Source organism: Variovorax sp. 01N429 (genome assembly GCF_056399425.1).
Map to the genome: position 1 here is coordinate 22,581 of NZ_JBFTRG010000007.1, position 26,325 is coordinate 48,905.

The 26,325-nt window shown below is 62.8% G+C and carries 27 protein-coding genes and 1 riboswitch; of the genes, 14 read left to right on the plus strand and 13 right to left on the minus strand.

All coding sequences use genetic code 11. From position 1 onward, the window contains the following. Nucleotides 1-4 precede the first annotated feature (4 nt). Nucleotides 5-883, plus strand: a complete 879-nt coding sequence (locus AC1DSF_RS14035; RefSeq protein WP_478182953.1) for a sugar phosphate isomerase/epimerase family protein — start codon at nucleotides 5-7, stop codon at nucleotides 881-883. Between the two features lie 18 nt (nucleotides 884-901). Here the strand turns inward: AC1DSF_RS14035 and AC1DSF_RS14040 are convergent, their stop codons facing one another. After that, nucleotides 902-1,375 (minus strand): C40 family peptidase, encoded by a 474-nt coding sequence (locus tag AC1DSF_RS14040; RefSeq protein WP_478182954.1) that lies wholly within the window; start codon nucleotides 1,373-1,375, stop codon nucleotides 902-904. A gap of 133 nt (nucleotides 1,376-1,508) precedes the next feature. Here AC1DSF_RS14040 and AC1DSF_RS14045 point away from each other — a divergent pair, with 133 nt between their 5' ends. Beyond that, the gene (locus AC1DSF_RS14045; protein WP_478182955.1) at nucleotides 1,509-2,633 is read left to right on the plus strand and encodes a DNA glycosylase AlkZ-like family protein; all 1,125 of its coding nucleotides are present in this window, start codon (nucleotides 1,509-1,511) and stop codon (nucleotides 2,631-2,633) included. A 58-nt stretch (nucleotides 2,634-2,691) separates the two neighbouring features. Next, a riboswitch (FMN riboswitch) is annotated at nucleotides 2,692-2,849 on the plus strand. A gap of 84 nt (nucleotides 2,850-2,933) precedes the next feature. Then, nucleotides 2,934-3,446, plus strand: a complete 513-nt coding sequence (locus AC1DSF_RS14050) for a 6,7-dimethyl-8-ribityllumazine synthase (protein ID WP_478182956.1) — start codon at nucleotides 2,934-2,936, stop codon at nucleotides 3,444-3,446. A 10-nt stretch (nucleotides 3,447-3,456) separates the two neighbouring features. Here AC1DSF_RS14050 and AC1DSF_RS14055 read toward each other — a convergent pair whose 3' ends face one another. Beyond that, complete coding sequence (locus AC1DSF_RS14055) at nucleotides 3,457-4,695, minus strand: MFS transporter (RefSeq protein ID WP_478182957.1); 1,239 nt, start codon at nucleotides 4,693-4,695, stop codon at nucleotides 3,457-3,459. An 89-nt stretch (nucleotides 4,696-4,784) separates the two neighbouring features. On the opposite strand from AC1DSF_RS14055, the gene AC1DSF_RS14060 reads away from it, so the two are divergent. Continuing rightward, nucleotides 4,785-5,663 carry an AraC family transcriptional regulator gene (locus tag AC1DSF_RS14060; RefSeq protein WP_478126840.1) on the plus strand — a complete coding sequence of 293 codons (879 nt, stop codon included), beginning with the start codon at nucleotides 4,785-4,787 and terminating at the stop codon, nucleotides 5,661-5,663. A gap of 93 nt (nucleotides 5,664-5,756) precedes the next feature. Then, the gene (locus tag AC1DSF_RS14065; protein ID WP_478182958.1) at nucleotides 5,757-7,478 is read left to right on the plus strand and encodes a SulP family inorganic anion transporter; all 1,722 of its coding nucleotides are present in this window, start codon (nucleotides 5,757-5,759) and stop codon (nucleotides 7,476-7,478) included. Here AC1DSF_RS14065 and arfB read toward each other — a convergent pair. Genes arfB through clpB form a run of 3 tightly spaced genes read right to left on the minus strand, consistent with a single transcriptional unit; the run spans nucleotide 7,447 to nucleotide 10,829 of the window. Further along, the gene (arfB, locus tag AC1DSF_RS14070) at nucleotides 7,447-7,854 is read right to left on the minus strand and encodes an alternative ribosome rescue aminoacyl-tRNA hydrolase ArfB (RefSeq protein WP_478182959.1); all 408 of its coding nucleotides are present in this window, start codon (nucleotides 7,852-7,854) and stop codon (nucleotides 7,447-7,449) included. The genes AC1DSF_RS14065 and arfB overlap by 32 nt on opposite strands. A gap of 18 nt (nucleotides 7,855-7,872) precedes the next feature. Further along, complete coding sequence (locus AC1DSF_RS14075; RefSeq protein ID WP_478182960.1) at nucleotides 7,873-8,202, minus strand: hypothetical protein; 330 nt, start codon at nucleotides 8,200-8,202, stop codon at nucleotides 7,873-7,875. Nucleotides 8,203-8,207: 5 nt separating this feature from the next. Beyond that, nucleotides 8,208-10,829, minus strand: coding sequence for an ATP-dependent chaperone ClpB (clpB, locus tag AC1DSF_RS14080; RefSeq protein WP_478182961.1), 2,622 nt, complete (start codon nucleotides 10,827-10,829; stop codon nucleotides 8,208-8,210). A gap of 128 nt (nucleotides 10,830-10,957) precedes the next feature. Between clpB and AC1DSF_RS14085 the strand changes: the two genes are divergently transcribed. Beyond that, complete coding sequence (locus AC1DSF_RS14085; RefSeq protein ID WP_478127081.1) at nucleotides 10,958-11,914, plus strand: Bug family tripartite tricarboxylate transporter substrate binding protein; 957 nt, start codon at nucleotides 10,958-10,960, stop codon at nucleotides 11,912-11,914. Nucleotides 11,915-11,920: 6 nt separating this feature from the next. Here the strand turns inward: AC1DSF_RS14085 and AC1DSF_RS14090 are convergent, their stop codons facing one another. Continuing rightward, entirely contained in the window at nucleotides 11,921-12,397 is a 477-nt protein-coding gene (locus tag AC1DSF_RS14090) for a molybdenum cofactor biosynthesis protein MoaE (protein ID WP_478126845.1), read from the minus strand. A gap of 153 nt (nucleotides 12,398-12,550) precedes the next feature. Here AC1DSF_RS14090 and dapA point away from each other — a divergent pair, with 153 nt between their 5' ends. Further along, complete coding sequence (gene dapA / locus AC1DSF_RS14095) at nucleotides 12,551-13,546, plus strand: 4-hydroxy-tetrahydrodipicolinate synthase (RefSeq protein WP_478182962.1); 996 nt, start codon at nucleotides 12,551-12,553, stop codon at nucleotides 13,544-13,546. Here the strand turns inward: dapA and moaD are convergent. The 6 genes from moaD to AC1DSF_RS14125 form a co-directional block, all read right to left on the minus strand. Beyond that, nucleotides 13,533-13,784 carry a molybdopterin converting factor subunit 1 gene (moaD, locus tag AC1DSF_RS14100; protein WP_478145625.1) on the minus strand — a complete coding sequence of 84 codons (252 nt, stop codon included), beginning with the start codon at nucleotides 13,782-13,784 and terminating at the stop codon, nucleotides 13,533-13,535. The genes dapA and moaD overlap by 14 nt on opposite strands. Before the next feature lie 2 nt (nucleotides 13,785-13,786). After that, nucleotides 13,787-15,034, minus strand: a complete 1,248-nt coding sequence (locus AC1DSF_RS14105) for a molybdopterin molybdotransferase MoeA (protein ID WP_478182963.1) — start codon at nucleotides 15,032-15,034, stop codon at nucleotides 13,787-13,789. Continuing rightward, nucleotides 15,027-15,572, minus strand: coding sequence for a molybdopterin-guanine dinucleotide biosynthesis protein B (gene mobB, locus AC1DSF_RS14110; protein ID WP_478182964.1), 546 nt, complete (start codon nucleotides 15,570-15,572; stop codon nucleotides 15,027-15,029). The genes AC1DSF_RS14105 and mobB overlap by 8 nt, the downstream gene beginning before the upstream one ends. Before the next feature lie 15 nt (nucleotides 15,573-15,587). Next, a complete protein-coding gene (gene thrC / locus AC1DSF_RS14115) occupies nucleotides 15,588-17,003 on the minus strand; it encodes a threonine synthase (RefSeq protein WP_478182965.1) in 1,416 nt (471 codons plus the stop codon). Further along, nucleotides 17,003-18,325: a homoserine dehydrogenase gene (locus AC1DSF_RS14120; RefSeq protein WP_478126851.1), complete on the minus strand. Its 1,323-nt coding sequence runs from the start codon at nucleotides 18,323-18,325 to the stop codon at nucleotides 17,003-17,005. Before AC1DSF_RS14120 ends, thrC begins: the two co-directional genes overlap by 1 nt. Nucleotides 18,326-18,388: 63 nt before the next feature. Next, nucleotides 18,389-19,612: a pyridoxal phosphate-dependent aminotransferase gene (locus AC1DSF_RS14125; RefSeq protein ID WP_478182966.1), complete on the minus strand. Its 1,224-nt coding sequence runs from the start codon at nucleotides 19,610-19,612 to the stop codon at nucleotides 18,389-18,391. A gap of 66 nt (nucleotides 19,613-19,678) precedes the next feature. Here AC1DSF_RS14125 and AC1DSF_RS14130 point away from each other — a divergent pair, with 66 nt between their 5' ends. The 7 genes from AC1DSF_RS14130 (at nucleotide 19,679) to AC1DSF_RS14160 (ending at nucleotide 24,813) form a co-directional block, all read left to right on the plus strand. Next, nucleotides 19,679-20,065 carry an Mth938-like domain-containing protein gene (locus AC1DSF_RS14130; protein ID WP_478126853.1) on the plus strand — a complete coding sequence of 129 codons (387 nt, stop codon included), beginning with the start codon at nucleotides 19,679-19,681 and terminating at the stop codon, nucleotides 20,063-20,065. Nucleotides 20,066-20,185: 120 nt separating this feature from the next. Continuing rightward, on the plus strand, nucleotides 20,186-20,662 hold the full coding sequence (locus AC1DSF_RS14135; RefSeq protein WP_021006537.1) for a peroxiredoxin: 477 nt from the start codon (nucleotides 20,186-20,188) through the stop codon (nucleotides 20,660-20,662). A gap of 190 nt (nucleotides 20,663-20,852) precedes the next feature. Beyond that, complete coding sequence (locus AC1DSF_RS14140) at nucleotides 20,853-22,595, plus strand: PhoH family protein (protein ID WP_478126854.1); 1,743 nt, start codon at nucleotides 20,853-20,855, stop codon at nucleotides 22,593-22,595. 126 nt (nucleotides 22,596-22,721) lie between these two features. Beyond that, nucleotides 22,722-23,093 (plus strand): VOC family protein, encoded by a 372-nt coding sequence (locus AC1DSF_RS14145; RefSeq protein ID WP_478126855.1) that lies wholly within the window; start codon nucleotides 22,722-22,724, stop codon nucleotides 23,091-23,093. A 5-nt stretch (nucleotides 23,094-23,098) separates the two neighbouring features. Then, the gene (locus AC1DSF_RS14150; protein WP_478126856.1) at nucleotides 23,099-23,554 is read left to right on the plus strand and encodes an EVE domain-containing protein; all 456 of its coding nucleotides are present in this window, start codon (nucleotides 23,099-23,101) and stop codon (nucleotides 23,552-23,554) included. A gap of 33 nt (nucleotides 23,555-23,587) precedes the next feature. Beyond that, nucleotides 23,588-24,043, plus strand: coding sequence for a GyrI-like domain-containing protein (locus AC1DSF_RS14155; protein WP_478126857.1), 456 nt, complete (start codon nucleotides 23,588-23,590; stop codon nucleotides 24,041-24,043). Nucleotides 24,044-24,096: 53 nt separating this feature from the next. After that, entirely contained in the window at nucleotides 24,097-24,813 is a 717-nt protein-coding gene (locus AC1DSF_RS14160) for a helix-turn-helix transcriptional regulator (RefSeq protein WP_478126858.1), read from the plus strand. On the opposite strand, the gene dnaB is transcribed toward AC1DSF_RS14160, so the two are convergent. Continuing rightward, nucleotides 24,814-26,217 (minus strand): replicative DNA helicase, encoded by a 1,404-nt coding sequence (gene dnaB, locus AC1DSF_RS14165; RefSeq protein WP_478126859.1) that lies wholly within the window; start codon nucleotides 26,215-26,217, stop codon nucleotides 24,814-24,816. Between the last annotated feature and the right edge of the window lie 108 nt (nucleotides 26,218-26,325).

A 26,325-nucleotide genomic window follows, 5' to 3' on the forward strand; every position in this document is an offset into this window, starting at 1 on the left:
GACGATGCGCGATTTCTCGAAGAATCACGACTGGCTGTCGATCAACACAGCCACCATTCGCAAGCAGCTTGGTGCCGAAGTGCCGCTGGACCGCATCATCGATCAGTGCGCCGCAAATGGCATCCGTGCCATCAGCCCGTGGCGCGACCAGGTCGGGGCCATCGGACTCGACAAGATTGGCAGGCAGCTCAAGGCACACGGCATCGGGCTTTCAGGCTACTGCCGCGGCGGCTTTTTTCCGGCACCGGACGCGGCGGGGCTCAAAGCAGCGCTCGAAGACAACCGGCGCGCCATCGACGAGGCGAAAACGCTCGGCGCGCCTTGCCTGGTGCTGGTTGTCGGCAGCCTCCCGGGTGCGCTCGACGGCAAGGCGATCTACAAGGACATCAGCCGCGCGCGCAGCGAAGTGCGCGACGGCATCGCAGCATCCCTCGACCATGCGCGCCAGGTCGGCATGCCGCTCGCCATCGAGCCCCTGCACCCCATGCAGGCGGCCGATCGCGCCTGCATCAACACGTTGGAGCATGCGCTCGACCTCTGCGATGAACTCGATCCCACACGTTCGGGAATGCTCGGGGTCGCTCTCGACATCTATCACGTGTGGTGGGATCCCAAGCTCCAGCAGCAGATCGCGCGTGCCGGCAAGGAGCGTCTGCTGGCCTACCATGTCTGCGACTGGCTGACGCCCACGCGCGATCTGCTGTCAGATCGAGGAATGATGGGCGACGGCGTGGTCGAGTTGAAGAAGGTTCGAGGCTGGGTCGAGGATGCCGGCTTCGAAGGCTTCAGCGAAGTCGAAATTTTCTCGACGCTCGACTGGTGGCAGCGCCCAGGCGACGAAACGCTGGCCACCTGCATCGAGCGGCACCGCAGCGCCGTCTGACCGGCGCGCCTTGGCGCCTCAGAGACGGCGCGCCTGCACGCGCTGGCGCGACCAATAGATGCCATCCAGACGATCGAGCCGCACTTCCCCGCCCGTCGAAGGTGCATGCACGAATCGGCCCTCTCCGACGTAGATGCCCGCGTGCGATGGCGTGGACGCGCCGAAAAGAACCAGATCGCCCGAGCGCAGGTCAGAGATGGCTACCGGATATCCGAACGAAGCCATTCTTGCGACGGTGCGAGGGGTCGCTTGACCGACGCTGCTTCGATAGACGTAGGCGATGAGCCCGCTGCAATCGAAGCCGCCCTCGGGTGTGTTGCCGCCGTAGCGATAGGGCGTGCCAACCAGCCCCAGCGCATGAACGGCGACATCGTTCGATTGCTCGGCAGTCAGTGACGCGACGCCGGCGCCGGCGCCGGGCAACTTCGCCGGTGGGCTCGCGCAACCCACCACCCAAAGGAAAGCACTCAGCGACAACAGCCGAAACAGCATGCGGAGAGGCATCAGTCCGAGTGGAGGGAAAGGAGCAAGAGGAGCTGCAGACATGGCCCGGGAGCATGCCATAGGCATCGACTGCCGAGCAGCCAGCGCCACGACTTTCCGCTGCATGTGCTGCAATTCGCACATGCCCGAACCGAACCTCGACGCACTGCGGCGCTACGCCGTATCACGCACCCTCTTCAAGCCGACAACGCTCCCGGGTGCGATCAGGCGCCTGGGCTTCGTGCAGGCCGATCCAATCCGGGCGCCGGCGCGCGCGCAAGACCTCACACTGCGTCATCGCGTCGCGGACTACCGCGCTGGCGATCTGGAGCAACGGTATGCGCGGCTGCCGGTCGATGAGGACTGCCTCGTCAACTATGGTTTCCTGCCGCGGGAACACCTCTCGCTGATGCATCCACGCGAAGCCCGGCGCGCATGGGACCCGGAGACGAGTCGCAGGGCCGCCGATGTGCTGGCCTTCGTTCGCGAGACCGGGCCAGTGCATCCGCGCCAGGTCGAGCAGCAGTTCGCCCATGGACGCGTGACGAACTACTGGGGCGGATCGAGCAATGCGACAACGCATCTGCTCGACGACATGCACTATCGCGGAATGCTGCGCGTCAAGCGGCGTGAGAACGGCACCCGGATCTACGAGGCGATCACACATGCACCGGCCGACGACAGCCCAACCGGCCGCGCACAACGCGCGGCTGCGCTGATCGACCTGGTGGTACGCAAGTACGCACCTCTGCCGGCTGCGAGCCTGACTTACCTCGTGCGTCTGCTCGGATATGGCGCACCGCATCTCACGGTGCAAACGCAGGCAGCCTTGCGGCTGGCGCGCGATTGTCTTGCGAGCTGCCGCATCGACGGCGTGACCTGGTATTGGCCGGCCAAAGAGAATCCGAACTCGCGGCGCCACGAGCCCGATGAAACGTTGCGCCTGCTCGCGCCGTTCGACCCGGTCGTATGGGATCGCCGTCGATTCGAGCTGCTATGGGGCTGGACGTACAAGTTCGAGGCCTACATGCCCGCGCCGAAACGACAGTTCGGCTACTACGCGCTGCCGATGCTGTTGCACGACCGCGTGATCGGCTGGGCCAATGTCTCGGTTCGCGACGGACAGGTCGAGGCGGCCTTCGGCTACGCCGGCAAGAAACCGGCAGGGCCGGCGTTTCGATCCGCTCTTGACGACGAGTTGGAGCGCCTGACGTTGTTCCTCTTGCGACGTCCCGGCGCCGATTCCAGGGTTTTGCCGCTTGTGTGACAGCACGGGTGGCCGGCCTTGCCTAGAATTCGTGCTGTTCCGGCCTGAGGGCCGGGACAAGCGTTCTCAGGGCGGGGTGAAATTCCCCACCGGCGGTGATGGCGGCGAAAGTCGCACAAGCCCGCGAGCGCCCGCAGCGCGCCATGCGCAGCGGGGTCAGCAGATCCGGTGAGATCCCGGGGCCGACGGTCACAGTCCGGATGAAAGAGAGCGCGACCCCGTTGCCGGGCAGCGCATTCGTGCGCGTGCCCCGGCTCCGGGTTCGTGCGCCCTGATTCAGGAAACCTTCAAAGGCAAACCATGAGTCAGATCAACGACCTTCCCCTCTCCGCCACACAGGCTTCGGGCCAAGCGCCCGGCCGCCGCATTGCATTCGTGCAGGCGCAATGGCATTCGGACATCGTCCATCAGGCGCGCGACGCGTTTCTCGCCGAATTGGAGCGCCAGGGCGTGGCGCTCGACACCATCGACGTGTTCGACGTGCCCGGTGCATTCGAGATTCCATTGCACGCCAAGCGGCTCGCGACTTCCGGTCGATATGCCGCGATCGTCGGATGTGCGCTCGTTGTCGACGGCGGCATCTACCGTCACGAATTCGTCGCCAGCACGGTGGTGAACTCGCTTATGACGGTACAGCTGGAGACCAACGTGCCGATTCTTTCAGCCGTGCTCACCCCACATCACTTCCACGAGCATGTGGAACACCGCAAATACTTCCATCGCCATTTCGCCGTGAAGGGCACGGAGGCGGCCGAAGCATGCATGAAGACCATTGAAGGCCTGAGCCGCGTCGACGCGCTGATCGCTGCCTGACGGAGCGGGTTCAGGCCGATACGGGGATGAGCGCCTCGCGCCGTACGCGGTGCACGTTGAAGGCGCTCACGATCAGCACCCCCTGCACCATCGCGAGGCCGACGATCACGCTGGCGTACTGGCCGTGGTCCATCAGCCGGCCAAAGACCAGCGGTGCAAAGGCTTGCCCGATGTCGAGCCCGGCATATACCACGCCATAAACGCGCCCCGTGGCGTCGGCTGGTGTCGAACGCTTGACCAGCAGATCCCGCGACGGGCCCGCTATCCCCGCCGCGAATCCCATGGCGCCGAACATCACCGGCACGAGCAAGGGCGCGAAGTCGCCAAACGCCAGCACGAGCGCGATGACGGCGGCAATGCCGAACCCTGCGCCGACGATGCGCTCGCAACGCGACGGATCCGAAGCCAGGAATCCGCCTACGACCATGCCGGCCGCGCTCGCGACCATGTAGATCGTCAGGCACATCGCGATCAGCGTCACCGGCACTGCGTGCAGCCGCCCCGCCGCCGTCGGCGCGAAGGTCTGCACGACGCTCAAGGCCATCGCGTAGAAAAAGAAAAACCCGAAGCACATCCACACCGCGGGAATCTTGAGGAAGGCAAACTCGCCGCCGGCTGCATCGGACCCCGTCGCCTTGTGCACGGCCTTGACGTCCAGCGACAGCACGCTGCGATTGACCCAGAGGATGAGCAGGACCACCACAGCCAAGGCCCCCGCCGAAGCCAGCGCCACTCGCCACGAGAAAGCCATTGCCAGCGGCACCACGAAGGCGGGCGCCAAGGCCCAACCCAGGCTCCCGGTGATGCCATGCACGCTATAGGCATGGCCCAGTCGCGTAGGCGCCACCTTGCGGTTGAACAGCGTGTAGTCGACGGGGTGAAACACGCCATTGCCGATGCCCGCCGCCACTGCGCAGACCAGCAGCATCCAGTAGCTTTGCGCCATGGCATAGCCGAAGGCCGCAAGACTCAACATGCCGAGCCCGACAAAGAGCACCGGCCGGGGACCCAGTTTGTCGACGATGAATCCAGAGGCTGCCTGCACCATGCAGGAGACGACGAAGAACACCGTCAGCACGGCGCCCAGCTCGGTGTAGCTCACGTTGAACGCATCCTTCAGCCAGGGGAACAATGGCGGAAGAATCAGCTGACTGAAGTGGCTGACGGCATGCGCGAGGCCGACGAGGCCGATCAGCTTGGCGTCCGAACCCAAGGAAGGGGCGGTGGCGGTCGCATTGGAGGAAGACATGGATTGCAACAAGAATCTGGGTTGAGCACCGATCCTAAGCTGCGCCGCCGCGGCAGAATGGCGATACAGAGACAACATTTGTCGAAACCATGCCGTCCACAGCCGCCCCAACGTCGGCGCCCGTCGACACGCCGCCAGGGCGCACGCTGCCAGCCAGCACAGCACCCTCGGCCAGCGTCGGTCCGCTCACGCCGCACCTCTACGCACCTGACGCGCTGCGCCCCTTGCGGGCCAAGGAACACTTTCTGAAGGCCGATACGCTGGTCGAACTGCACCGGCATCCATGGCCCCAACTGACTTTTTCGACGCGCGGCGTGATCCGTCTGAGCACCGAGGACGGCAGCTACATCGTTCCGCCCTCCCGGGCGCTCTGGGTCCCGGCGGACATGTCGCACAGCATCACGCTGATCGAAGACGCTGAACTCCGCACCGTGTATCTCCATAGCTGGTTGGGCCCGGCATGGGAGAAATGCGAAGTGCTCGAGATAAGCCCGTTGCTGCGCGCGCTGATGCTGGCGCTCGACACGACCCCCGACGGCTTGCCACCCGCCGAGCCGCACGCTGCCCAACGCGAGCGCTGGATCGCACCACTGCTCATAGACGAACTCGAACGCGCGACGCAGATCCGCATTGACGTGCCGTTGCCTGCAGACAAGCGCTTGCGCCAGTTGTGCGAGGCGCTCCTGCGCAATCCAGCCAACCGTGCGACGCTCGCCGAGAGAGCGCATGCAATCGGCGCCAGCGAACGAACGGTCGCCCGGCTCTTTCGGGACCAGCTCGGCATGAGCTGGCAGCAGTGGCGCCAGCAGGCGGTGCTCGCGCATGCGCTGCCGCTACTGGCGCGCGGAATGGCGGTGAGCCAGGTCGCATCGGCCAGCGGTTACGCCACGGACAGCGCCTTCTGCGCAATGTTCAAGGCGGCCACGGGCCAGTCGCCCACCGCGTTCCAGCACAAGCGCCGTCTGTAGGGTGGGGGGCGGGTGCGGGAGCGGTCCAGCTCTTTTCCGTACGTATCATCGCCGGGTGAATTTACAAACCTATTGCGTCTGTGTCCGCAAGCCATGGCCATGAACCGCGACCGGCTCGTGCGCTGGCTTCCTTTTCTGGCATGGCCCCGGCCTGACCGCGCATTGCTCGTGAACGAGGCCGCTGCCGGCGTCACGGTCGCACTGATGGTCATCCCGCAGGGTGTGGCTTATGCAGCGTTGGCAGGCATGCCACTGGTCACCGGCGTGTACGCGGCCTTGCTGCCTGCACTGATTGCCGTCCTCTTCAGTTCTTCCGCCCGGCTGTCCGTGGGTCCGACGGCGCTCACGAGCCTGCTGGTCGGCGCATCTCTCGCACCTCTGGCCATTCCAGGGAGCAGCGAATGGGTTGCCTACGCTGTCTGGCTCACGCTGCTGTCCGGGGTGATGCAGGTGGTACTCGGCGCGGCAAGATTCGGCTGGGTGCTGCGCATGGTGAATTCGCCGGTGTTGATGGGATTCACGCAAGGCGCGGCCGTGCTCATCACGTTGTCGCAACTGCCGGCACTGCTGGGCTTCACGGGGCGCTCCTATTCGCAGTTGCTGCACGGCCCGATGCCGGACTTCATTGCCATCGCGTTCGGCCTCGGCGGCATGGCGGCGCTGTGGCTCGGAAAGCGCATGTTGCCGCGTTTTCCGACCACCATGGCGCTCGTCGCCGTTGCGGCGGCCATCAGCGCGGCCATCGACTACGCGCTGCGCGGCGGCGCTGTCATTGGCAAGCTGCCCTCGGGCCTGCCCTCCTTCTACTGGCCGGGCGGGCTTTCGATGAGCAATCTGGGCGACCTCCTGCTGCCGGCGTTTCTCATCACGTTGGTCAGCTTTCTGGAGACGGCATCGAGCGCCAAGGTCGACAACGCCCGGGCCGGCAAGCTGTGGAACGAAAACCAGGACCTGATCGGCCAAGGCTTGGGAAAGATTGCATCAGGACTGACGGGATCATTCCCGACGAGTTCTTCTTTTTCGCGGTCGGCCATCACGCTCTACGCAGGCGCCAAGACGCAATGGTCAACGCTTTTCAGCGTGGCAGTGGTGGCGGCCGCGTTGCTGTGGGCCATGCCATGGCTCTATCACGTGCCGCAGGCCGTGTTGGCTTGCATCGTGGCAACCGCGACCATCGGACTGCTCCGGCCTTCAGCTTTCATCGCGTTGTGGCGCATCTCCCGCATCGAGGCGGCGATCGCGCTGGCGACCTTCGCCCTGACCATCGCGACTGCGCCGTCGATCTACTGGGGAGTGCTCGGCGGCCTGCTGGCGGCGCTGGCGCACTACATGTATCGCCATCTGCATCCGCGAATCATCGAAGTCGGCTTGCATCCGGACGGCAGCCTGCGCGATCGGCACCTTTGGCACTTGCCATTGCTCGCACCCAACCTTTACGCATTGCGCATGGATGCCGAACTGGATTTCGCGTCGGCCAGCACGCTCGAGCGCGCGATCAGTGTGGCGCTGGCGGAGCGGTCGGGCCTGACCGACGTATGCCTGTTCGCATATCCGATCAACCGCGTGGATATCACGGGGGCGGAGGTGTTCGGGAGCATTCGCCGGTTGCTCGAATCGCGGGGGGTGCGCTTGCACGTCTCAGGGCTCAAGCTGCCGGCACAACAGGTGCTCGAACGCGCGGGACTGCTCGCACCTGGACCCCTGCTCTTCACCTATCGGACCGACGCCGAAGCGCTGGCATCCATTGCACAGTGCGGCGCCTCGCCCGAAGTGCCGGCCGAACTCAGTCCTTCACTGGCCCACGCAGGCTCTTGATGGCGGACCGCTGGCTCTTGCCCTCGAGCCGCCGCTGTCTCGATCCATAGGTCGGCTTGGTGGCGCGCCGCACGCGCGGCGGCGTTGCGACGCCATCGATGAGTTCCTGCAAACGGGCGAGCGCGTCGGCGCGATTCATGTCCTGGCTCCGATGCCGCTGCGCTTTCATGACTAGCACGCCCTCGCTCGTGATGCGGCTGTCGCGCGATGCGAGCAGCCGCGCCTTGACGTCCTCGGGCAATGAACTGGCCGGAATGTCAAAGCGCAGGTGAACTGCGCTGGACACCTTGTTGACGTTCTGCCCGCCCGCACCCTGCGCGCGGATGGCGCTGAATTCAACCTCCGCCGGATCGACCAGCACCGTGGTCTGCGGCATGGAAACCATCATTCGGCGTCATTCGCCGCGCGCGGATTTGACTGGCACGTCCGTCACGCCCCCGGGCTCCATCAGCCGCACCGGACTGTCGGTTGCCTGTCCTCGCGCACGAGCACCTGCAACATCGGCGGCCGATGGTTCCCGCGGCCGCGCCGCCGCGCGAAAGCGGTCGAAGCCGCCGCGAGGGTTGAAGCGCATGACCCAGGGAGTCACCGGCTTGCCGGTAAGCCGAGCCCAACCGTAGCGCAGCCCCCAAACCATCGCCAGCAAAAGCACGGCAAAAGCCAGGCTGACCGCGAACACGAGACCGAGCAGGAACAGAACCAGGCGAACAAGAAAATTGACCATCGCTCTTAGGCCATGGCCTCGGCCCTTGGTTCCCCGGCCTTATGGAAGTCGAACTGGCCGGGAGCCCGGATCGGATCGGTGGTCACCACGATCGCGTCCTTCGGTCCGAAGGTGCCGTCGAGCAACAGCTTCGACAAAGGATTCTCGATGCGCTGCTGGATCGCTCGCTTGAGCGGCCGCGCGCCGAACACCGGGTCGAATCCGACCTTCGCGATTTCAGCCAAGGCGGCCGGCGACACGTCCAATTCCAGGTCCATCTTTGCCAGTCGCTCCTGCAACACCTTGAGCTGGATCGCCGCAATGGCTTCGATGTTCTTCGCGTCGAGCGCATGGAAGACCACCGTCTCGTCGATGCGATTCAGGAACTCGGGCCTGAAGTAGTTCTTCAGCTCGTCCCAGACAGCATCCTTGATCTCCTCGGTCGGTCGACCCACCATCGACTGGATGAGCGGCGAACCGATGTTGCTGGTCATGACGATGACCGTGTTCTTGAAGTTCACCGTGCGGCCCTGGCCGTCGGTGAGCCGGCCATCGTCGAGCACCTGCAGCAGCACGTTGAAGACATCCGGGTGCGCCTTCTCCACTTCGTCGAGCAGCAGCACGCTGTATGGCTTCCGGCGCACGGCTTCGGTCAGATAACCGCCCTCCTCGTAGCCCACGTAGCCGGGCGGCGCACCGATCAGTCGCGCGACCGAATGCTTCTCCATGAATTCACTCATGTCGACGCGGATCAAATGATCTTCGCTGTCGAACAGGAAGCCTGCCAGGGCCTTGCACAGCTCGGTCTTGCCCACGCCCGTCGGGCCGAGGAACAGGAAGGATCCCGTTGGGCGATTCGGGTCGGAGAGCCCCGAGCGCGAGCGACGAATTGCGTTCGCAACCGCGCCGATGGCTTCGTCCTGACCCACCACGCGCTCGTGCAGCTTGTCTTCCATCATGAGCAGCTTGTCGCGCTCGCCCTGCATCAGCTTCGACACCGGAATGCCCGTGGCGCGCGCCACGACTTCGGCGATTTCCTCTGCGCCAACCTGCGTGCGCAGCAGCTTCGGCGCGCTGGACTTGCCCTTGTCGGCTTCAGTCTCCTGCGCTTCCTTCAGGCGTTTTTCCAGCCCCGGCAACTTGCCGTACTGAAGCTCGGCCACCTTGTTGAAGTCACCCTTGCTGGTGAACTCGGCAATCTGAAACTTGATCTTGTCGATCTCTTCGCGGATTTGGGCGCTGCCCTGGGCTTGCGCCTTCTCGGCCTGCCAGATCTCGTCGAGGTCGGCGATCTCCTTCTGCAGCTTGGCGATCTCGTCCTCGATCAGCGCCAGACGCTTTTGCGATGCTTCGTCCTTCTCGCGGCGCACGGCTTCGCGTTCGATCTGGAGCTGGATGAGGCGGCGATCAAGCCGGTCCATCACCTCGGGCTTGGAATCCATCTCGATCTTGATCTTGGCCGCGGCCTCGTCGATCAGGTCGATGGCCTTGTCGGGCAGAAAGCGGTCGGTGATGTAGCGGTCGGACAACTCGGCCGCGGCGACGATCGCCGGGTCAGTGATGTCGACACCATGGTGGACCTCGTACTTCTCCTGCAGGCCGCGCAGGATCGCGATGGTCGCTTCGACGCTCGGTTCGCCCACGAGGATCTTCTGGAAGCGACGCTCAAGCGCAGCATCCTTCTCGATGTACTTGCGATATTCGTCGAGCGTCGTTGCACCAACGCAATGCAGTTCGCCGCGCGCGAGCGCCGGCTTGAGCATGTTGCCCGCGTCCATGGCACCTTCGGCCTTGCCCGCGCCGACCATGGTGTGGAGCTCGTCGATAAAGACGATGGTCTGGCCTTCATCCTTGGCCAGCTCGTTGAGCACGCTCTTCAGGCGTTCTTCGAATTCGCCGCGGAACTTCGCGCCTGCAAGCAGTGCGGCCATGTCGAGGGACAGCACGCGCTTGCCCTTCAGCGACTCAGGCACCTCGCCGGCGATGATGCGCTGCGCAAGCCCTTCGACGATCGCCGTCTTGCCAACGCCCGGCTCGCCGATCAGCACCGGGTTGTTCTTGGTGCGGCGTTGAAGCACCTGGATGGCACGGCGAATCTCTTCGTCGCGGCCGATGACGGGATCGAGTTTGCCAAGGCGCGCACGTTCCGTGAGGTCGAGACAATATTTCTTGAGCGCTTCGCGCTGGCCTTCGGCATCGGCGCTGTTCACGCCCTGCCCGCCACGAACGGCGTCGATGGCCGCTTCGAGCGATTTGCGCGTCACACCATGGCTGCGCGCGAGATTCCCGATATCGGCCTTGCTGTCCGCCACGGCGAGCAGATAGAGCTCGCTCGCAATGAACTGGTCATTGCGCTTGATCGACTCTTTCTCGGTCGCCTGCAGCAGCTTGCCCAATTCAGGACCCACCTGAACCTGGTCATGGCCCTGCACCTGCGGAAGCTTCTTGATGGCGGCTTCGGCGGCGTTGAGCAATCCGGGCACGTTGGCACCGGCTCGCTCCAGCAACGCTCGAGGACCGTCGTCCTGGCGAAGCATGGCGACCAGCAGATGGACCGGCTCTATATAGGCGTTGTCATTGCCCAAGGCGAGCGACTGGGCATCGGCAAGGGCTTCCTGGAATTTGGTGGTGAGTTTGTCTTGACGCATGGCTTGATTCCTGCATTCAAAATAGGGCTGTTCGGCGTCTATATCAAGACCGTCCGGATCTTTTTTACACCAGCAATCTTTGGAGTCGATAGATGGTCAAGTCAACATGGGGTGGCGCCAGGCGCCTGATGCTCGGCGTTCTGGCGGCAGGTCTGTTGGGCGCCGCAGGCGTAGTGTCGGCGCAGACGTCCTCCGCGCCAATCCGGCTGCTCGTTGGTTTCCCGGCAGGCGGCGGCACCGATGTTATTGCGCGCATGCTGGGCGACAAGCTCAAAGACCAATTGGGAACGTCGATCGTCGTCGACAACCGCGCCGGCGCCGGTGGGCAGATCGCCGCGCAAGTGCTCAAGAGTTCGGCGGCAGATGGCCACACCTTTTTCCTGACGCACGACCACACGATCTCGATCCTCCCGCAGGTGGTGAAAAACCCGGGCTTCGATCCCGCTCATGATTTCGTGCCGGTCGCGGGTTTTGCAACCTTCGCCAATGCGTTGGCTGTCTCGGGTGGCACGCCAGCGAAGTCGATGAATGAATATGTGGCGTGGGTGCGAAACCAGCGCGGCGGCAAGGACACCATCGGCGTGCCGGCGCCGGCATCCATTCCTGAATTTCTCGTCAAGCTGGTGGGCGCCAAATACAAGCTCGACTTGCAGGCAGCGCCCTATCGCGGCAGCGCGCCGATGATGTCCGACATGCTGGGCAACCAGATCGCCGCAGGCATCGGCTCCATTCCGGACTTCATCGAAAACCAGAAGGCCGGGAAGATCCGCGTCGTCGCCGTCATCGGAGACAAGCGCCAGGCGGTGTTGCCACAGGTGCCCACCTTCGCCGAGCTCGGCCTGGCCGGACTGGAGGACCTGCCCTACTACGGGATCTTTGCGCCAGTCGGCACCCCTCAACCAGTCATTGATCAGTTCAACAATGCCTTGGCCAAGGTGCTCGCAATGCCTGACGTGCGCGAACGCCTCACGGCGCTCGGTCTGACCGTCGGTTTCATGCCGCAAGGCCAATTCGCCGGCCGCGTAAGAAGCTATACGCAGACTTGGGCGAAGATCATCAAGGAAAGCGGCTTTACGCCTCAGTAAGGCACATCAAGCGTTGCTGGCGACGATGCCCCAGCGCGCCAGCGCCGCATCGTCGTCCACCCTGGCATCGACCCAGCGGGCGCCTTCAGGGGTCTGCTCTTTCTTCCAGAACGGCGCCTGGGTCTTGAGATAGTCCATGAGGAACTCGCACGCCTGGAAGCTCTGGCCGCGATGGGCTGAAGTCACCGCCACCATCATGATCTGGGCTTCTGGCTGCAGGAGCCCTACACGATGCACCACGCGTGCGCCGAGGATGTCGAAGCGGCGATGCGCCTCATCGATCATGGCTTCGATCGCCTTCTCGGTCATGCCGGGGTAGTGCTCGAGTTCCATCGAACTGACCGAACTGCCGTCGTTCCGGTCTCGCACGGTGCCGATGAAACTGCAGACCGCCCCGACGCGCGCATCGCCGGCGCGCAGCGTGGCGATCTCCGCTTGTAGGTCGAAGTCTTCCGCTTGAATAGAAACGCGTGCGCCAGCCATTCCAGGATTGTGGCACTGCGATAGACTCCCGCGATGCCTTCCAGCGCCCTGCAACGCTTCCCCTCTTCTCGCGAAGAACAGGTCTGCACGCGCCTGCAAGGCAAAGCCAAAAAACCAAAGCTCGTCTGACCGGAGCTTCGGTTCCGTCGTCGGATGAGCGACGGAACTGCAAGGCCCAAGCCGAAGCTGGTTGTGCGCGCGCATCTGACGGTGGTCATTCCATCGGTCAATTCCTCGAAGGAAAGTCGCGTGCAACATTCATCTCTCTCCACACCGCCTGTCTCTGATTTCTCGGGGCTCTGGATTCCGCTGGTGACGCCTTTTCGTGACGGCGCCGTTGACCATGCAGCCCTGACCCGGCTGGTCGAACGCCTTGCACCGACCGGCATTGCAGGGTTCGTGGTCTGCGGCTCGACCGGCGAAGCGGCGGCGCTCGAAGAGAGCGAGCAACTGGCGGTCCTCGCGACCGTGGGCCGAGCAGCCCCGGCCATGCCGCGCATCATGGGGATTTCCGGCTACCACCTCGGCAAGACGCTTGATTGGGTTCGGCGCTTGAGCGAGCAAGAGACAGCCGGACTGCTTGTGCCCGCGCCGAGCTATGTCCGGCCGTCGCAAAGTGGGTTGGTGGAGTGGTTCAGCGCTATTTCCGAAGCCAGTGCAGCGCCGGTCGTGATCTACGACATCCCCTACCGCACCGGCGTTTCGATCTCGGGCGATACGCTCTTGACGCTTGCGGCACATCCACGCATTCGGGCGATCAAGGACTGCGGCGGCGACGGCGCAAAGACGCGAGCCTTGATTGCAGATGGTCGACTACAGGTTCTTGCCGGGGAGGATGGCCAGATCTTCAGCACGGTGGCCGAAGGTGGGGCGGGCGCGATTGCCGCCAGTGCACACCTGCAGACTGAGCGCTTCGTTAATGTGATTCGCCTGCTTCGGGAAGGAAAGTTGGCGCAGGCACGAAAGTTGTGGCATCCGCTGCTGCCGCTCATCGAAGCCTTGTTCGCGGATGCGAATCCGGGCCCGCTGAAGGCAGTGCTCGCCAGCCAGGGAGTTCTGCTCGATGAGTTGCGCTCCCCAATGACGCGCGCGCCGGCGGCGGCCGGCGAGCGCCTGATGCAAATACAGGCCGCCCTCAACCGCCGGTGACCGGCGGGAAGAACGCGACTTCGCTGCCGTCGCGCAGGGCAGCGCTTTCGCTGCTCATGATCTGATCGAGCGCCATCCGCACGGCTCGGCCTCGCGCGAGGATGCTCGCGTGAGGCTCGCCGCGCGCGATGAGTTCATCGCGCAATTTGCCAAGATTCTGGGCGTCTGTTTCGATGGTCTCGGCACCCGTTCCGAGCGCCTCTCGAACCGACGCAAAGTAGCGAACGTTGATCTTCATGCTCAAGCCAGCAGCGACACAAAAGGAATGAACTTCACCATGTCGCCCGCCTTGAAAGGCTGGTCTGCGGGCGTGTCGATCAGACCGTCGCCCCAGACAGTGGACGTCAACACGCCGGAACTCTGGTTGGGGAAGACATCCAGCCCGCCTGCCGCGTTGCGCCGCGCACGCAGGAATTCGCGCCTGCGGTCCGCGCGCGGCCAGTCGAAGTCAGCGCGCACAGCGACAGACTCGACGGCGATTCGCTTGGCGCCCTGGAGAGTGAGCAGGAAGGGCCGCACGAGCATCAGGAAGGTCAGGAAACTCGACACCGGATTGCCTGGCAATCCGCAAAGGTGGGCATTGCCAATCCGCCCATAGGCGAAGGGCTTGCCGGGCTTCATCGACAGCGACCAGAGATTCAGTTGGCCCAGATGCTGCACAGCCGCCTGGATGTGGTCTTCCTCGCCCACGGAAACGCCACCTGTGGTGATGATCAAGTCGTTATGAAGCGCCGCTTCTCGCAAAGCATCGATGGTCGCTTCGCGGCGATCCGGCACGATGCCCAGATCGCTGACGTCGCAGCCCAGCCGTTTCAGCAGCGCCCGCATGAAGAAGCGATTCGAGTTGTAGATCGAGCCCGGTTTCATGGCTCCGGGAGCAACCTCGCCCGGCATGACGAGTTCGTCGCCGGTTGACAGAAGCGCCACACGCGGCCGCCTCGAAACCAGGAGTTTGGCGAGACCTACGCTCGCCGCCAACCCAAGCCCTGCGGGGGTGAGCCGATCGCCTTTTGACAGCACCACGTCGCCTGTGGCCACGTCTTCACCGGCGCGGCGAATCCACTGCCCGGCGGCGGGAATGATGTCGATGCGCACACTGCCGAGACCACCCTCCTCGGGCAACGCACACGTGTCTTCCTGCATCACCACGGCATCGGCGCCTTCGGGGATCTGCGCGCCAGTGAAGATCCGTGCGGCAGTGCCAGGCTCCAAAGGCGTGCCCACGGTACCCGCCGGGATCCGCTGCGATACGCGCAACACATTGCCTGGCGCTGTGCAGTCAGATATTCGAACCGCATAGCCATCCATCGAACTGTTGTCGCGCGGCGGCACTGTCAGGGCGGACGTGACGTCCTGCGCCAGCACCCGGCCGTCAGCATCGAAAGTCGAAACACTTTCCGCGCCGAGCAACGGCGTGGCCGCGCTCAACAACCGGGTCAGCGCCTCTTCAAGGGCCATCAAGGGGGGACGCGAGGAAGGCTCAGCCATGGTGATTCACCTTGTAGTCGAAACGCTCCGCATACCGCAGCAGCCATGCGCAGATGGCATCGACGTCGTCGAGGTCAAAGACCGGCAACTCCGTGCGCTCGGGCAACGCCCCCGGTGTGTTCGTGGCGATGCCCACGGTAAAGGGATCTTCTGAATAACGCACGGGGCGCGGCTGCTCTCCTTCAGCCGGCGGTCGCCACACCTCGATTCTGGGCAAGTCGGTGTGCTTGAAGCCTTCGACGAGCACCCAGTCCACTCGCTCGTCGAGTTCGGCGATGAGGTCATGGACGTCCAGTTCCGTGGGCCGCTCGAACTCACGCATGAGCGCGAGTCGCTTGTCGGACGCGATCACGACCTCGAAGGCGCCCGCTTCGCGATGGCGGTATGTGTCCTTGCCCGGGTGATCGATGTCGAACTTATGGTGCGCATGCTTCACCACGGAAACACGTTGTCGCTCGCGCTTGAGCGCGGGAATCAGCCGCTCGACCAGCGTTGTTTTCCCCGCTCCCGAGAAACCCGCAAAGCCGATGACTTTCATGCGTCTACCGTGGCGTCAGTCGCAGTGAGTGGCGATATAGGCCTTGACTGCTTCGGCATCGGCAGGCAGCTTGACCACCCGTTTTGGAAGCGCTTCGATCCCCTCGAAGCGGGCCGGCCGCTCGGGCTCGTGGCCGAGCGCTTCGACGATGGTTTCAGCAAACTTGATCGGCAGCGCCGTCTCCAGGACGATCATCGGCACGCCGGGCGTGAGGTGCTCGCGTGCGGCCTTCAAGCCATCTGCCGTGTGCGTATCGATCAGGGTGGCAAAACGCTTGTCTGTATCTCGGATGGTCGCCAGGCGGTCCGCGTGCGTGCTGCGGCTGCTTGCAAAGCCGAAGCGYGACGCAGAATGTGCAAAGGCGGGGTCGAGGCTCAGGTCGAAGCGACCGGCCCGGCCGAGTTCGCCCTCGAACAGGCCGCGCGCCTTGGCAGCGTCACGTCCCACCAGGTCAAACACGAAGCGCTCGAAATTGCTCGCCTTCGAGATGTCCATGGAAGGACTCGATGTTTCGTGCGTGTCGGCCGCGGAGCGCACGCGGTAGACGCCGGTGCGGAAGAACTCGTCGAGCACGTCGTTCTCGTTCGTCGCAACCACCAGCGTGCGGATCGGCAGCCCCATCATGCGAGCCACGTGCCCGGCGCAGACGTTGCCGAAGTTGCCCGAGGGCACCGCGAAGCTCACCTGCTTGTCATTGCTGGCGGTGGCCTGGAAGTAGCCTGCAAAGTAGTAGACGACCTGGGCCAGTAGCCGCGCCCAGTTGATCGAATTGACAGTGCCGATCTTGTACTTGCGCTTGAAGGCCAGGTCGTTGGACACCGCCTTGACGATGTCCTGGCAGTCGTCGAAGACACCCTCGATCGCGAGGTTGTGGATATTCGCGTCCTGCAGGCTGAACATCTGAGCCTGCTGGAAGGGACTCATGCGGCCATCGGGCGAGGTCATGAAAACGCGCACGCCTTTCTTGCCGCGCATCGCGTATTCGGCAGCACTGCCCGTGTCTCCGCTGGTCGCCCCCAGAATGTTCAGTTCTTCACCACGGCGGGCCAGCTCGTATTCGAACAGGTTGCCGAGCAGTTGCATCGCCATGTCCTTGAAGGCCAAGGTCGGGCCATTGGACAGCGCTTCGAGGTAGACACCATCTTCAAGCTCGCGCAACGGCACGATCTCGGCCGTACCAAATACTTCCGCGGTATAGGTCTTGGCGCAGACGGCCTTGAGATCCGTAGGCGGGATGTCGTCGATGTACAGCGAGAGGATCTCAAAAGCGAGGTCGGCATAGCCCAAGCCGCGCCACTTCGCCAGCAAGGCGGCATCGACGGCCGGGTATTGCTCAGGCAGGTACAAGCCGCCGTCGGGCGCCAGGCCTTCCAGGAGAATCTCGCAGAAGCGCCGGCGGTCGGGGTGGCCGCGGGTCGAAAGGTACCGCATCAGGACAGCTCTTCCTTGCGAAGACGAACGATCGGAGCGAGCACTGTGGGCAAGGCTTGCAGTTGGGCCAAAGCGTCGTCCAGGGTGCCTTCTCGGGTGTCGTGCGTCAGAATGATCAGGTCGGTCTGGGTTGATCCTTCGCCGCCGACCTCATCCGCTTCACGCTGCAGCACCGCGTCGATGCTGATGCCGGCAGTGGCCAAGAGTCCGGTCACCTTCGCGAGCACGCCAGCCTCGTCGGCCACGCGCAGTCGCAGGTAGTAGCTGGTCACCACTTCCGACATCGGCAGGACCTTCAGGTCGCTCATCGCGTCCGGGTGGAAGGCAAGGTGGGGAACGCGATGCGCCGCGTCGGCCGTGTGCAGGCGTGTGATGTCGACCAAGTCGGCGATCACCGCGCTCGCAGTGGGCTCGCTGCCTGCGCCCTTGCCGTAGTAAAGCGTGGTCCCGACCGCGTCGCCGTTGACGACCACCGCGTTCATGGCGCCCTCGACATTGGCGAGCAAGCGTTTCGACGGAACCAGCGCCGGATGAACGCGCAACTCGATGCCCTGCGCCACGCGCTTGGTCACGCCAAGCAGCTTGATGCGATAACCGAGCTGCTCGGCGTACTTGATGTCCTGCGCGGCGAGCTTGGTGATGCCTTCCACATGGGCCTTGTCGAACTGCACCGGAATGCCGAACGCGATGGCGCTCATCAGGGTGACCTTGTGCGCGGCATCCACGCCCTCGATGTCGAAGGTCGGGTCGGCTTCAGCGTAGCCCAGGCGTTGCGCTTCCTTCAGCACCGTCGCGAAGTCGAGGCCCTTGTCGCGCATCTCGGAGAGGATGAAGTTGGTGGTGCCATTGATGATCCCGGCAATCCACTGGATGCTGTTGGCCGTGAGACCCTCGCGCAATGCCTTGATGATCGGGATGCCGCCCGCTACGGCGGCCTCGAATGCCACCATCACGCCCTTGTCGTGCGCGGCTGCGAAGATTTCGGTGCCGTGCACCGCTAGCAGCGCCTTGTTGGCCGTCACCACGTGCTTGCCGGCGGCAATCGCCTCGAGCACCAGTTGCTTGGCGACGCCGTAGCCGCCGATCAGCTCGATCACGATGTCGATGTCGGGGTTCGCGATCACAGCGCGTGCGTCATTGACCACCTTCACGTCTTCGCCCACGACGCCTTTAGCGCGCGCAGTGTCGAGGTCCGCAACCATGGTGATCTCGATGCCACGGCCGGCGCGGCGCTTGATCTCTTCCTGATTGCGCTGCAGCACCTTGAAGGTGCCGCTACCGACCGTGCCGATGCCGAGCAGGCCAACTTGGATGGGTTTCATTGGGTTCGTCTTGGAATGCAGGATGTTCGAAAGATGGGGTGTCGACGTTCACGTCCAGGCGAGTCATGCGAGCCGGGTTCGATAGCGCTCCAGGAAACCGGCGATTCGCCCGACAGCTTCCCTGAGGTCTTCTTCGTGAGGAAGGAAGACGATGCGGAAATGATCAGGCGTCGGCCAGTTGAAGCCAGTGCCCTGGACCAGCATCACCTTGGTTTCCTTCAGCAGGTCGAGGAAGAACTGCCGGTCGTCGTCTATCGGGTAGACCTTCCGGTCGAGCTTCGGGAACATGTACAGCGCCGCGCTCGGCTTGACACAAGTCACGCCGGGAATGGCCGTGATCAGCTCGTAGGCCAGGTCACGCTGACGTCGCAGCCGGCCGCCCGCCCCCACGAGGTCATTGATGCTCTGGTAGCCACCGAGCGCTGTCTGGATCGCCCATTGGCCCGGCACGTTGGCGCACAGCCGCATGTTCGAGAGCATGTTCAAGCCCTCGATGTAGTCACGCGCCATCTTCTTGTCGCCCGACACCACGAGCCAGCCCGCACGATAGCCGCACGAGCGATGGCTCTTGGACAGCGAATTGAAAGTGAGCGTGAGCACGTCGGTCGACAGGCTGGCAATTGCGGTGTGCTTGACGCCGTCGTACAGCACCTTGTCGTAGACCTCGTCCGCGAAGATCACCAAGCCGTGCTCGCGCGCGATGTCAACGATGCCATTGAGCAAATCGGTGGAATACAGCGCGCCGGTCGGGTTGTTCGGGTTGATGACCACGATGCCTTTGGTGCGCGAGGTGATCTTTGCGCGAATATCGTCGAGATTCGGCATCCAGCCGTTCTCCTCGTCGCACAGGTAATGCACCGGCTTGCCGCCCGACAGGCTTGCCACCGCGGTCCACAGCGGGTAGTCGGGCGTCGGCAGCAACAACTCATCACCGTCGTTCAGCAGCGCGTTGGTCGCCATTGCAATCAGCTCACTGGCGCCGTTGCCCAGGTAGATGTCGTCGAGCGTCACGCCCGCGATCCCCTGCTTTTGCGTTTCATGCATCACGGCCTTGCGCGCCGCGAAAATTCCCTTGCTGTCCGAATAGCCTGCCGAGGCGGGCAGATTGCGGATCATGTCCTGCTGGACCTCTTCTGGCGCATCGAAGCCGAATACGGCGAGGTTGCCGATGTTGAGCTTGATGATCTTCTGGCCCTCTTCTTCCATCTGCTTGGCGGCGTCCATGATCGGTCCGCGGATGTCGTAGAGCACGTTGGCCAGCTTGGCCGATTTCTTGAGCGGTTTCAAAGTCCCTCCAAGGGGGTCAGCGCAGGGGAAAACCTATAATTTGACCACAGTTCGAACGCCCTCCCGATGAAGCTCCAGCCTGACAAATCCGACGTCCAAACACTCACTGCACACGGCCCAGGCTGGGTGGCCATCAACAACGAACGGGTCGAATCGAGCGTCGTCGTCGGGTCCCGTGGCGAACGTTTTGAGTGGAACTGCAGTACCTTCGAGGATTTGAACGCCGAGCACTTCGCTCCATTGGCAGCCCTTGGCGCCGAGCTGATCATCTTCGGAAGCGGCGCGCGGATCCGTTTTCCGCAGCCGAAATGGCTTCAGCCTCTCATGGCGCAGCGTACGGGCGTCGAAACCATGGATACGCCTGCTGCCTGCCGCACCTACAACATCCTCGCCAGCGAAGGCCGCCATGTGGTCGCGGCCCTGCTGGTGGAGAGGCCTGACGTTGGGCAGTAGAGGCTTTTCGAGGTAAAATCGCGGGTTGCGAACCGGCGGCCAGCCCTCAGTTAGCAACGACCAATCCTCCATGAACCCGACGCGCGCGGGGCATGGAATCAAACGGAGAAAACAAGTTTCATGGCGATCGTTGTCAACAAACCCATTCCCGAATTCGACGCCAATGCCACCGGCGGCCTGAAGGTCTCGAACACTTCTCATTTGGGCCACGTCCTGGTCATGTATTTCTATCCCAAGGACAACACGCCAGGCTGCACGACAGAAGCCATGCAGTTCCGGGATCGGTACAAGGACTTCGAGAAGGCCGGCGCCACGGTATTCGGCGTCTCGCGCGACAACATGAAGTCGCACGACGAATTCAAGGCCAAGCTCGAACTCCCTTTCGAACTCATTGCAGACACGGAGGAAAAGATGTGTCACATGTTCGGCGTGGTCAAAAACAAGATCATGTACGGCAAGAAGGTCAAGGGCATCGAGCGCAGCACGTTCCTCATCGGCGCTGATGGCGTGCTCAAGGCAGAGTGGCGCGGGCTCAAGGTACCAGGCCACGTCGACGACGTGCTCAAAGCTGTCAAGGCGCTCAAGAAAGCTGCCTGATCTCTGAAGTGTGTGAGGTTTGCGCGGACGCGTTGGCGGCGCGCAACGAACTCAGGAGGCGACACTGTCGATGTGCATAATGGCTCCATGCCGTTGAGCTCCGCGACCGCATCCACCGAACAAAGCCGCCCAGGTCTTCAGGCGGCTTTTTCGTTTTCTGGCCCCTTCACTTTTGCGAGCGAACCGCCCCATGCCCCTGCCCCCCGCCCCCACAAAACGTGCCGCATTGCTTTCGCCGGACGCACACAATGCGCCGGCCCGCTCCTTGCACGGGAGGAGCGGCCGTCGCCCGTCGCAGCGCCGGTCGGAACAGGAGGAAACAAACGAGCCCCGGCCCCTTGAGCTTTTCGACCGGCGGGCCTCCGAAGGCGGCGGTGACGTCGAAACTCCCCCGTCACCAAGGTTAAAGGCACCCGCACCCGCGCCACAGGAAGCTCCGCAACGGCTCCCGGAGCCGCTTTCAAGCGCCGTCACGCCGGAGCAACCAAGCCAGACTCGCTCCAGGCGAAACAAGGGAAATGGTCCTGCCAAGCTCTTCGTTCTCGATACGAATGTGCTGCTGCACGACCCGATGTGCCTCTTCCGGTTCGAAGAGCACGACATCTTCCTGCCGATGATCGTTCTCGAAGAGCTCGACGGTCACAAGAAGGGAACGACCGAGGTCGCCCGGAACGGACGCCAGAGCAGCCGTACGCTCGACGGCCTGGCCGCGGCGCAGGGTGCGGACATTGGCAAGGGGTTGAAGCTGGACACCACCGGCCACCGCGAGGCCGGTGGCAAACTGTTCTTCCAGACTGCTCCGCTAAATTACTCCTTGCCCACCAGCCTGCCGCAAGGCAAGGCGGACAACCAGATCCTCGGCGTGGTACAGGCGCTGCGCGATCTCTATGCCAAGGATGGTCCCGGCCGGGTAAAGCAGGAGGTCGTGCTGGTGTCGAAAGACATCAACATGCGTGTGAAAGCGCGCGCACTGGGTCTCGCCGCAGAGGACTACCAGAATGACAAGACTCTCGAGGACGGCGACCTCCTCTATTCCGGATCGCTCGCACTGCCGGCGGATTTCTGGACGCGCCAGAGCAAGACAATCGAAAGCTGGCAAAGCGGGAGCAGCACGTTCTACCGCGTGAGCGGCCCGATCGTGCCCAATCTGTACATCAATCAATTCGTCTTCTTCGAAGCACCCGGAGAGCCGAGCATGTATGCGCGCGTGACCGAAATCCGGGACAAGACGGCCGTCCTCAAGACTCTCAAGGACTACGGCTCCGTCAAGAATGCTGTCTGGGGCGTGAACACACGCAACCGCGAGCAGAACTTCGCGATGAACCTGCTGATGGACCCTGAGGTTGATCTGGTCACGCTGACCGGCACTGCCGGCACCGGCAAGACATTGATGGCACTCGCATCCGGGCTCACGCAGGTGCTCGACGATCGTCGCTATACCGAAATCATCATGACGCGCGCGACGGTGAGCGTGGGCGAAGACATCGGCTTCCTGCCGGGAACCGAGGAAGAAAAGATGGGCCCCTGGATGGGCGCACTGGACGACAACCTCGAGTTCCTCGCCAAAGGCGACGGCGGCGGCGCCGGCGAATGGGGCCGTGCCGCCACCAATGAGCTGATCAGAAGCAAGATCAAGATCAAGAGCATGAACTTCATGCGCGGACGGACCTTCCTGAACAAGTACGTGATCATCGACGAGGCGCAGAACCTGACGCCAAAGCAGATGAAGACACTCGTGACCCGCGCAGGCCCCGGCACCAAGATCATTTGCATGGGCAATCTGGCGCAAATCGATACGCCCTATCTCACGGAGGGTTCGTCCGGCCTCACCTTTGCAGTGGACAAATTCAAGGGCTGGCCCCACAGCGGGCATATCACCCTGGCACGCGGAGAACGATCCCGCCTGGCGGATTTCGCCAGCGAGGTCCTGTAGGCGGGCTGAATCTCTTAAGGGGCGCTACGGGCGCCCTTTTTTGAGTCTTCAGAACGCTCCTGACAAGACGTTGTCAGGAGCTGTCGCGCAGCATGACGGCTTCATTCACTGCAAAGGAAGCCGCTCATGACATCCGCCATCAACTGGTTCGAGATCCCGGTCGCCGACATGGACCGCGCGCAATCGTTCTATGAAAAGATTCTGGGGCGCACACTGAAGCGTGAAGACTTCGGGGGAGGCATCATGGCCGTCTTCCCGTACGAAAGCTCCGCCACCGGTGGATGCCTGGTCGCCGGAAACACCCAATCAGCCGCCGCGGGGACCGGAGTCCGGATCTACTTGGACTGCGCCCCGAGCATCGATGCCGCACTGGCCCGTGTGGTGGCAGCCGGTGGGCAGGTCGTTACACCCAAAACAGCGCTCCCGGCGGAAATGGGCTTCTTTGCCCATCTTCGAGATACAGAAGGCAATGAAGTCGGCCTGCACGCCTTGGGATGACAGCGATGACACGCAAGAACTGGATCGCCGTCGCCAGCGCCGAACACGCCCGCCGCGGGCGCGATGATCCCAAAGGCGGCTTCATGCAGGTGGGCCACGGAAAGCTGGCGCCGCTCAAGCGAATCGCTGCCGGGGACCGGGTCGCCTACTACTCGCCCACCACCGAATTCGGCCACGCCGATAGGCTGCAGAGCTTCGTGTCGATCGGAGTCGTTCAGGGGGGCACGCCCTATGAGGCAGACATGGGCAATGGATTCATTCCATGGCGAAGGGACGTACGTTACGCGCCAGCCTGCGAAGCGCAGATCCTGCCTCTGATTGAAAAATTCGACTTCGTTGAAGACCCCACGAGATGGGGTTCCAAGTTTCGTTTCGGCCTCTTGGAGGTCGACGAGCACGATATTCGTTTGATCGCCGACGCCATGAAGGCAGACAGTCGGCTATTGGAATTGGACCTCTGACCTTTGATCTTTGAATTCCGGATGGAGAACTTGATGCAACCCGAACTTCAACGGCTGGATGCCTTCCGCGTCGCAGGACTCACAGCACGCACGACCAACCGCGACGAAACCGACCCACAGATTGCCCGCATCGGCCCATTGTGGGCACGCTTTTTCGATGAGCGCGTATACGAAAGAACGCCCAATCGGAAGGCCGACATGCACCTTTACAGCGTCTATTCAGGGTACGAGAGCGATGCGCACGGGGCCTACGACATTACCACCGGCGTCGCCGTGACCGACGCGCCTGCGGCAGTGCGCATCGAAGGTGGTGACTACCTTGTCTTCACCGGACACGGACAAATGCCGCAAATGGTGCTCGCGGTATGGCAGACGATCTGGCAGTATTTCGAGTCGCATCCGGAGGTCAAGCGCCGCTATCGCAGCGATTTCGAAGCGTACAGCGGCCCAGAGGAAGTCGCCATCCACATCGGAATCCAACTGGATTGACATGAAACTGAGAGCGGCACGACCCAAACAATGCATCCGAACCTGACGACTCCATGCGCCGTGCCGATCGCCTATTTCAAATCGTCCAGATCATCCGCGGACGCCGCCTGACGACTGCCGCTTTTCTCGCGCAGCGCCTGGAGATTTCCGAGCGCACCGTTTACCGTGACATCGCCGATCTCCAAGCGCAGGGAGTGCCACTTGACGGCGAGGCCGGCGTCGGATATCGGCTGGGCTCCGGCTTTGACTTGCCCCCGCTCATGTTCACTCAGGACGAAGCAGCGGCATTGGTTGCTTCGGCACGGCTCGCGCAGAGTTGGGTCGATGCGGCCATGGCGCGCGACATCGAATCGGCTCTTGGCAAGATCCTGTCGGTACTCCCGCCAGCGGCACGCGTGTCCGCCGAGAGCCTGGCGCTCTATGCGCCGGCATACGCCCTTGACGACGGCACACGCTTGCGGCTGCAGACGCTGCGGGAAGCTGTGCAGGCACGCCAGAAGCTGCGCATGGACTATCGCGATGTCGTGGGATCGCCAAGCCAACGCACGGTGCGGCCACTGGGTTGCTTCTATTGGGGAAAAGTGTGGACGTTCTCTGCCTGGTGCGAACTCCGCGGAGACTTCCGCGGATTCAGGATCGACCGAATCAGTCAGATCGAAGTCCTGCCGGAGCGCTTTCGTGACGAGCCGGGGAAAACGCTCGCTGACATGCTTCGGAGGCTGCAGGCGGACTCGCAGAAATCAGACGCGTCGACGCGCCAGATCGATTGACTAAAAATCGTCGCTGCCCATCGCGAGATTTTCAAACTTGGTCAGTGGCTTGAGGAACGCAAGCTTGACGGTGCCTGTCGGACCATTCCGGTGCTTGCTGATGATCACCTCGGCAACGCCAGGCTCCTTGCTGTTCTTGTCGTAGTAGTCGTCTCGATAGATGAACATGATGATGTCGGCATCCTGCTCAATCGCACCCGACTCGCGCAGATCACTCATCATGGGCCGCTTGTCGGTGCGGCTCTCCACACCGCGGCTGAGCTGCGAAAGCGCAATGACTGGACATTTGAGCTCCTTCGCCAGCATCTTCAAGCCACGGGAGATTTCACCAACTGCCGTGGCTCGGTTCTCGTCGTTCATGCTGCTGGACACGCTCATCAGCTGAAGGTAATCCACCACAATCAGCCCCAGCTTGCCATATTGACGAGCGAGCCTACGTGCATTGGCGCGCAATTCGCTCGTGGTCAGGCCCGGAGTTTCGTCGATGTGAAGCGACACGTTGCGCAGCTTCTCAATCGCTTCGGTAAGGCGCGGCCATTCTTCGTCCGTGAGCTTGCCCGTGCGCAAGTGGCCTTGGTCGATGCGGCCTATCGACCCGACGATGCGCACAGCCAGTTGCGAGGCACCCATTTCCATCGAGAACACTGCGACCGGCAAACCTTCGTTGAGGGCAACGTGTTCGGCAATGTTGATGGCCAGCGACGTCTTTCCCATCGACGGTCGCGCAGCCAACACGATCATGTCGCCCGGCTGCAGCCCCGAGGTCATCTTGTCGAATTCGTAAAAACCGGTGCGGACACCCGTGATGTCGTTCGGGTTCTCGGCCATCTCGGTCACCCGATCAAGCAATTCGACGACCAGGGAGTCCATGCCCTGGAAGCCTTGCTTCATGCGGGAGCCTTCCTCGCCGATGTTGAAGATCTTCTGCTCGGCCTCGTCCAGGATCTTGTCGACAGGCTTGCCCTGCGTGTTGAAGGCATTGGTCGCAATCTCGTCGCTCGCGCTTACCAACTTTCGCAGGATCGAACGTTCGCGCACGATTTCAGCGTATCGGCGAATGTTGCTCGCGCTCGGTACGTACTGCGCGAGCGAATTGAGATAGGCAAGCCCACCGATCTCTTCGGCCTTACCGAGATTCTGCAATTGCTCATAGACGGTGATCACGTCCGCTGGCTTGCTGGCGTTGATCAGCATTCCAATCGCGCCATAGATCAGCTTGTGCTCATGGCGATAGAAGTCACTGTCTACCACAACATCGCCCATGCGATCCCAAGCGCCGTTGTCGAGCAAAAGTCCCCCAAGCACACTGGATTCGGCTTCTATCGAATGCGGGGGGATGCGCAGTTGCGCAATCTGACGGTCTGTAGATGGGTCGTTATCGGCGTATGAAAAAACGGCGGACATGGAGTTCCTTGCAACCCTGCATGCTAAGCCGCACACCGCTCGGCGTCACGTGGACAAGGCTGTGAATAAACAGTGATCTTCCGGTGCAGCACGCGGGGACAACACGAA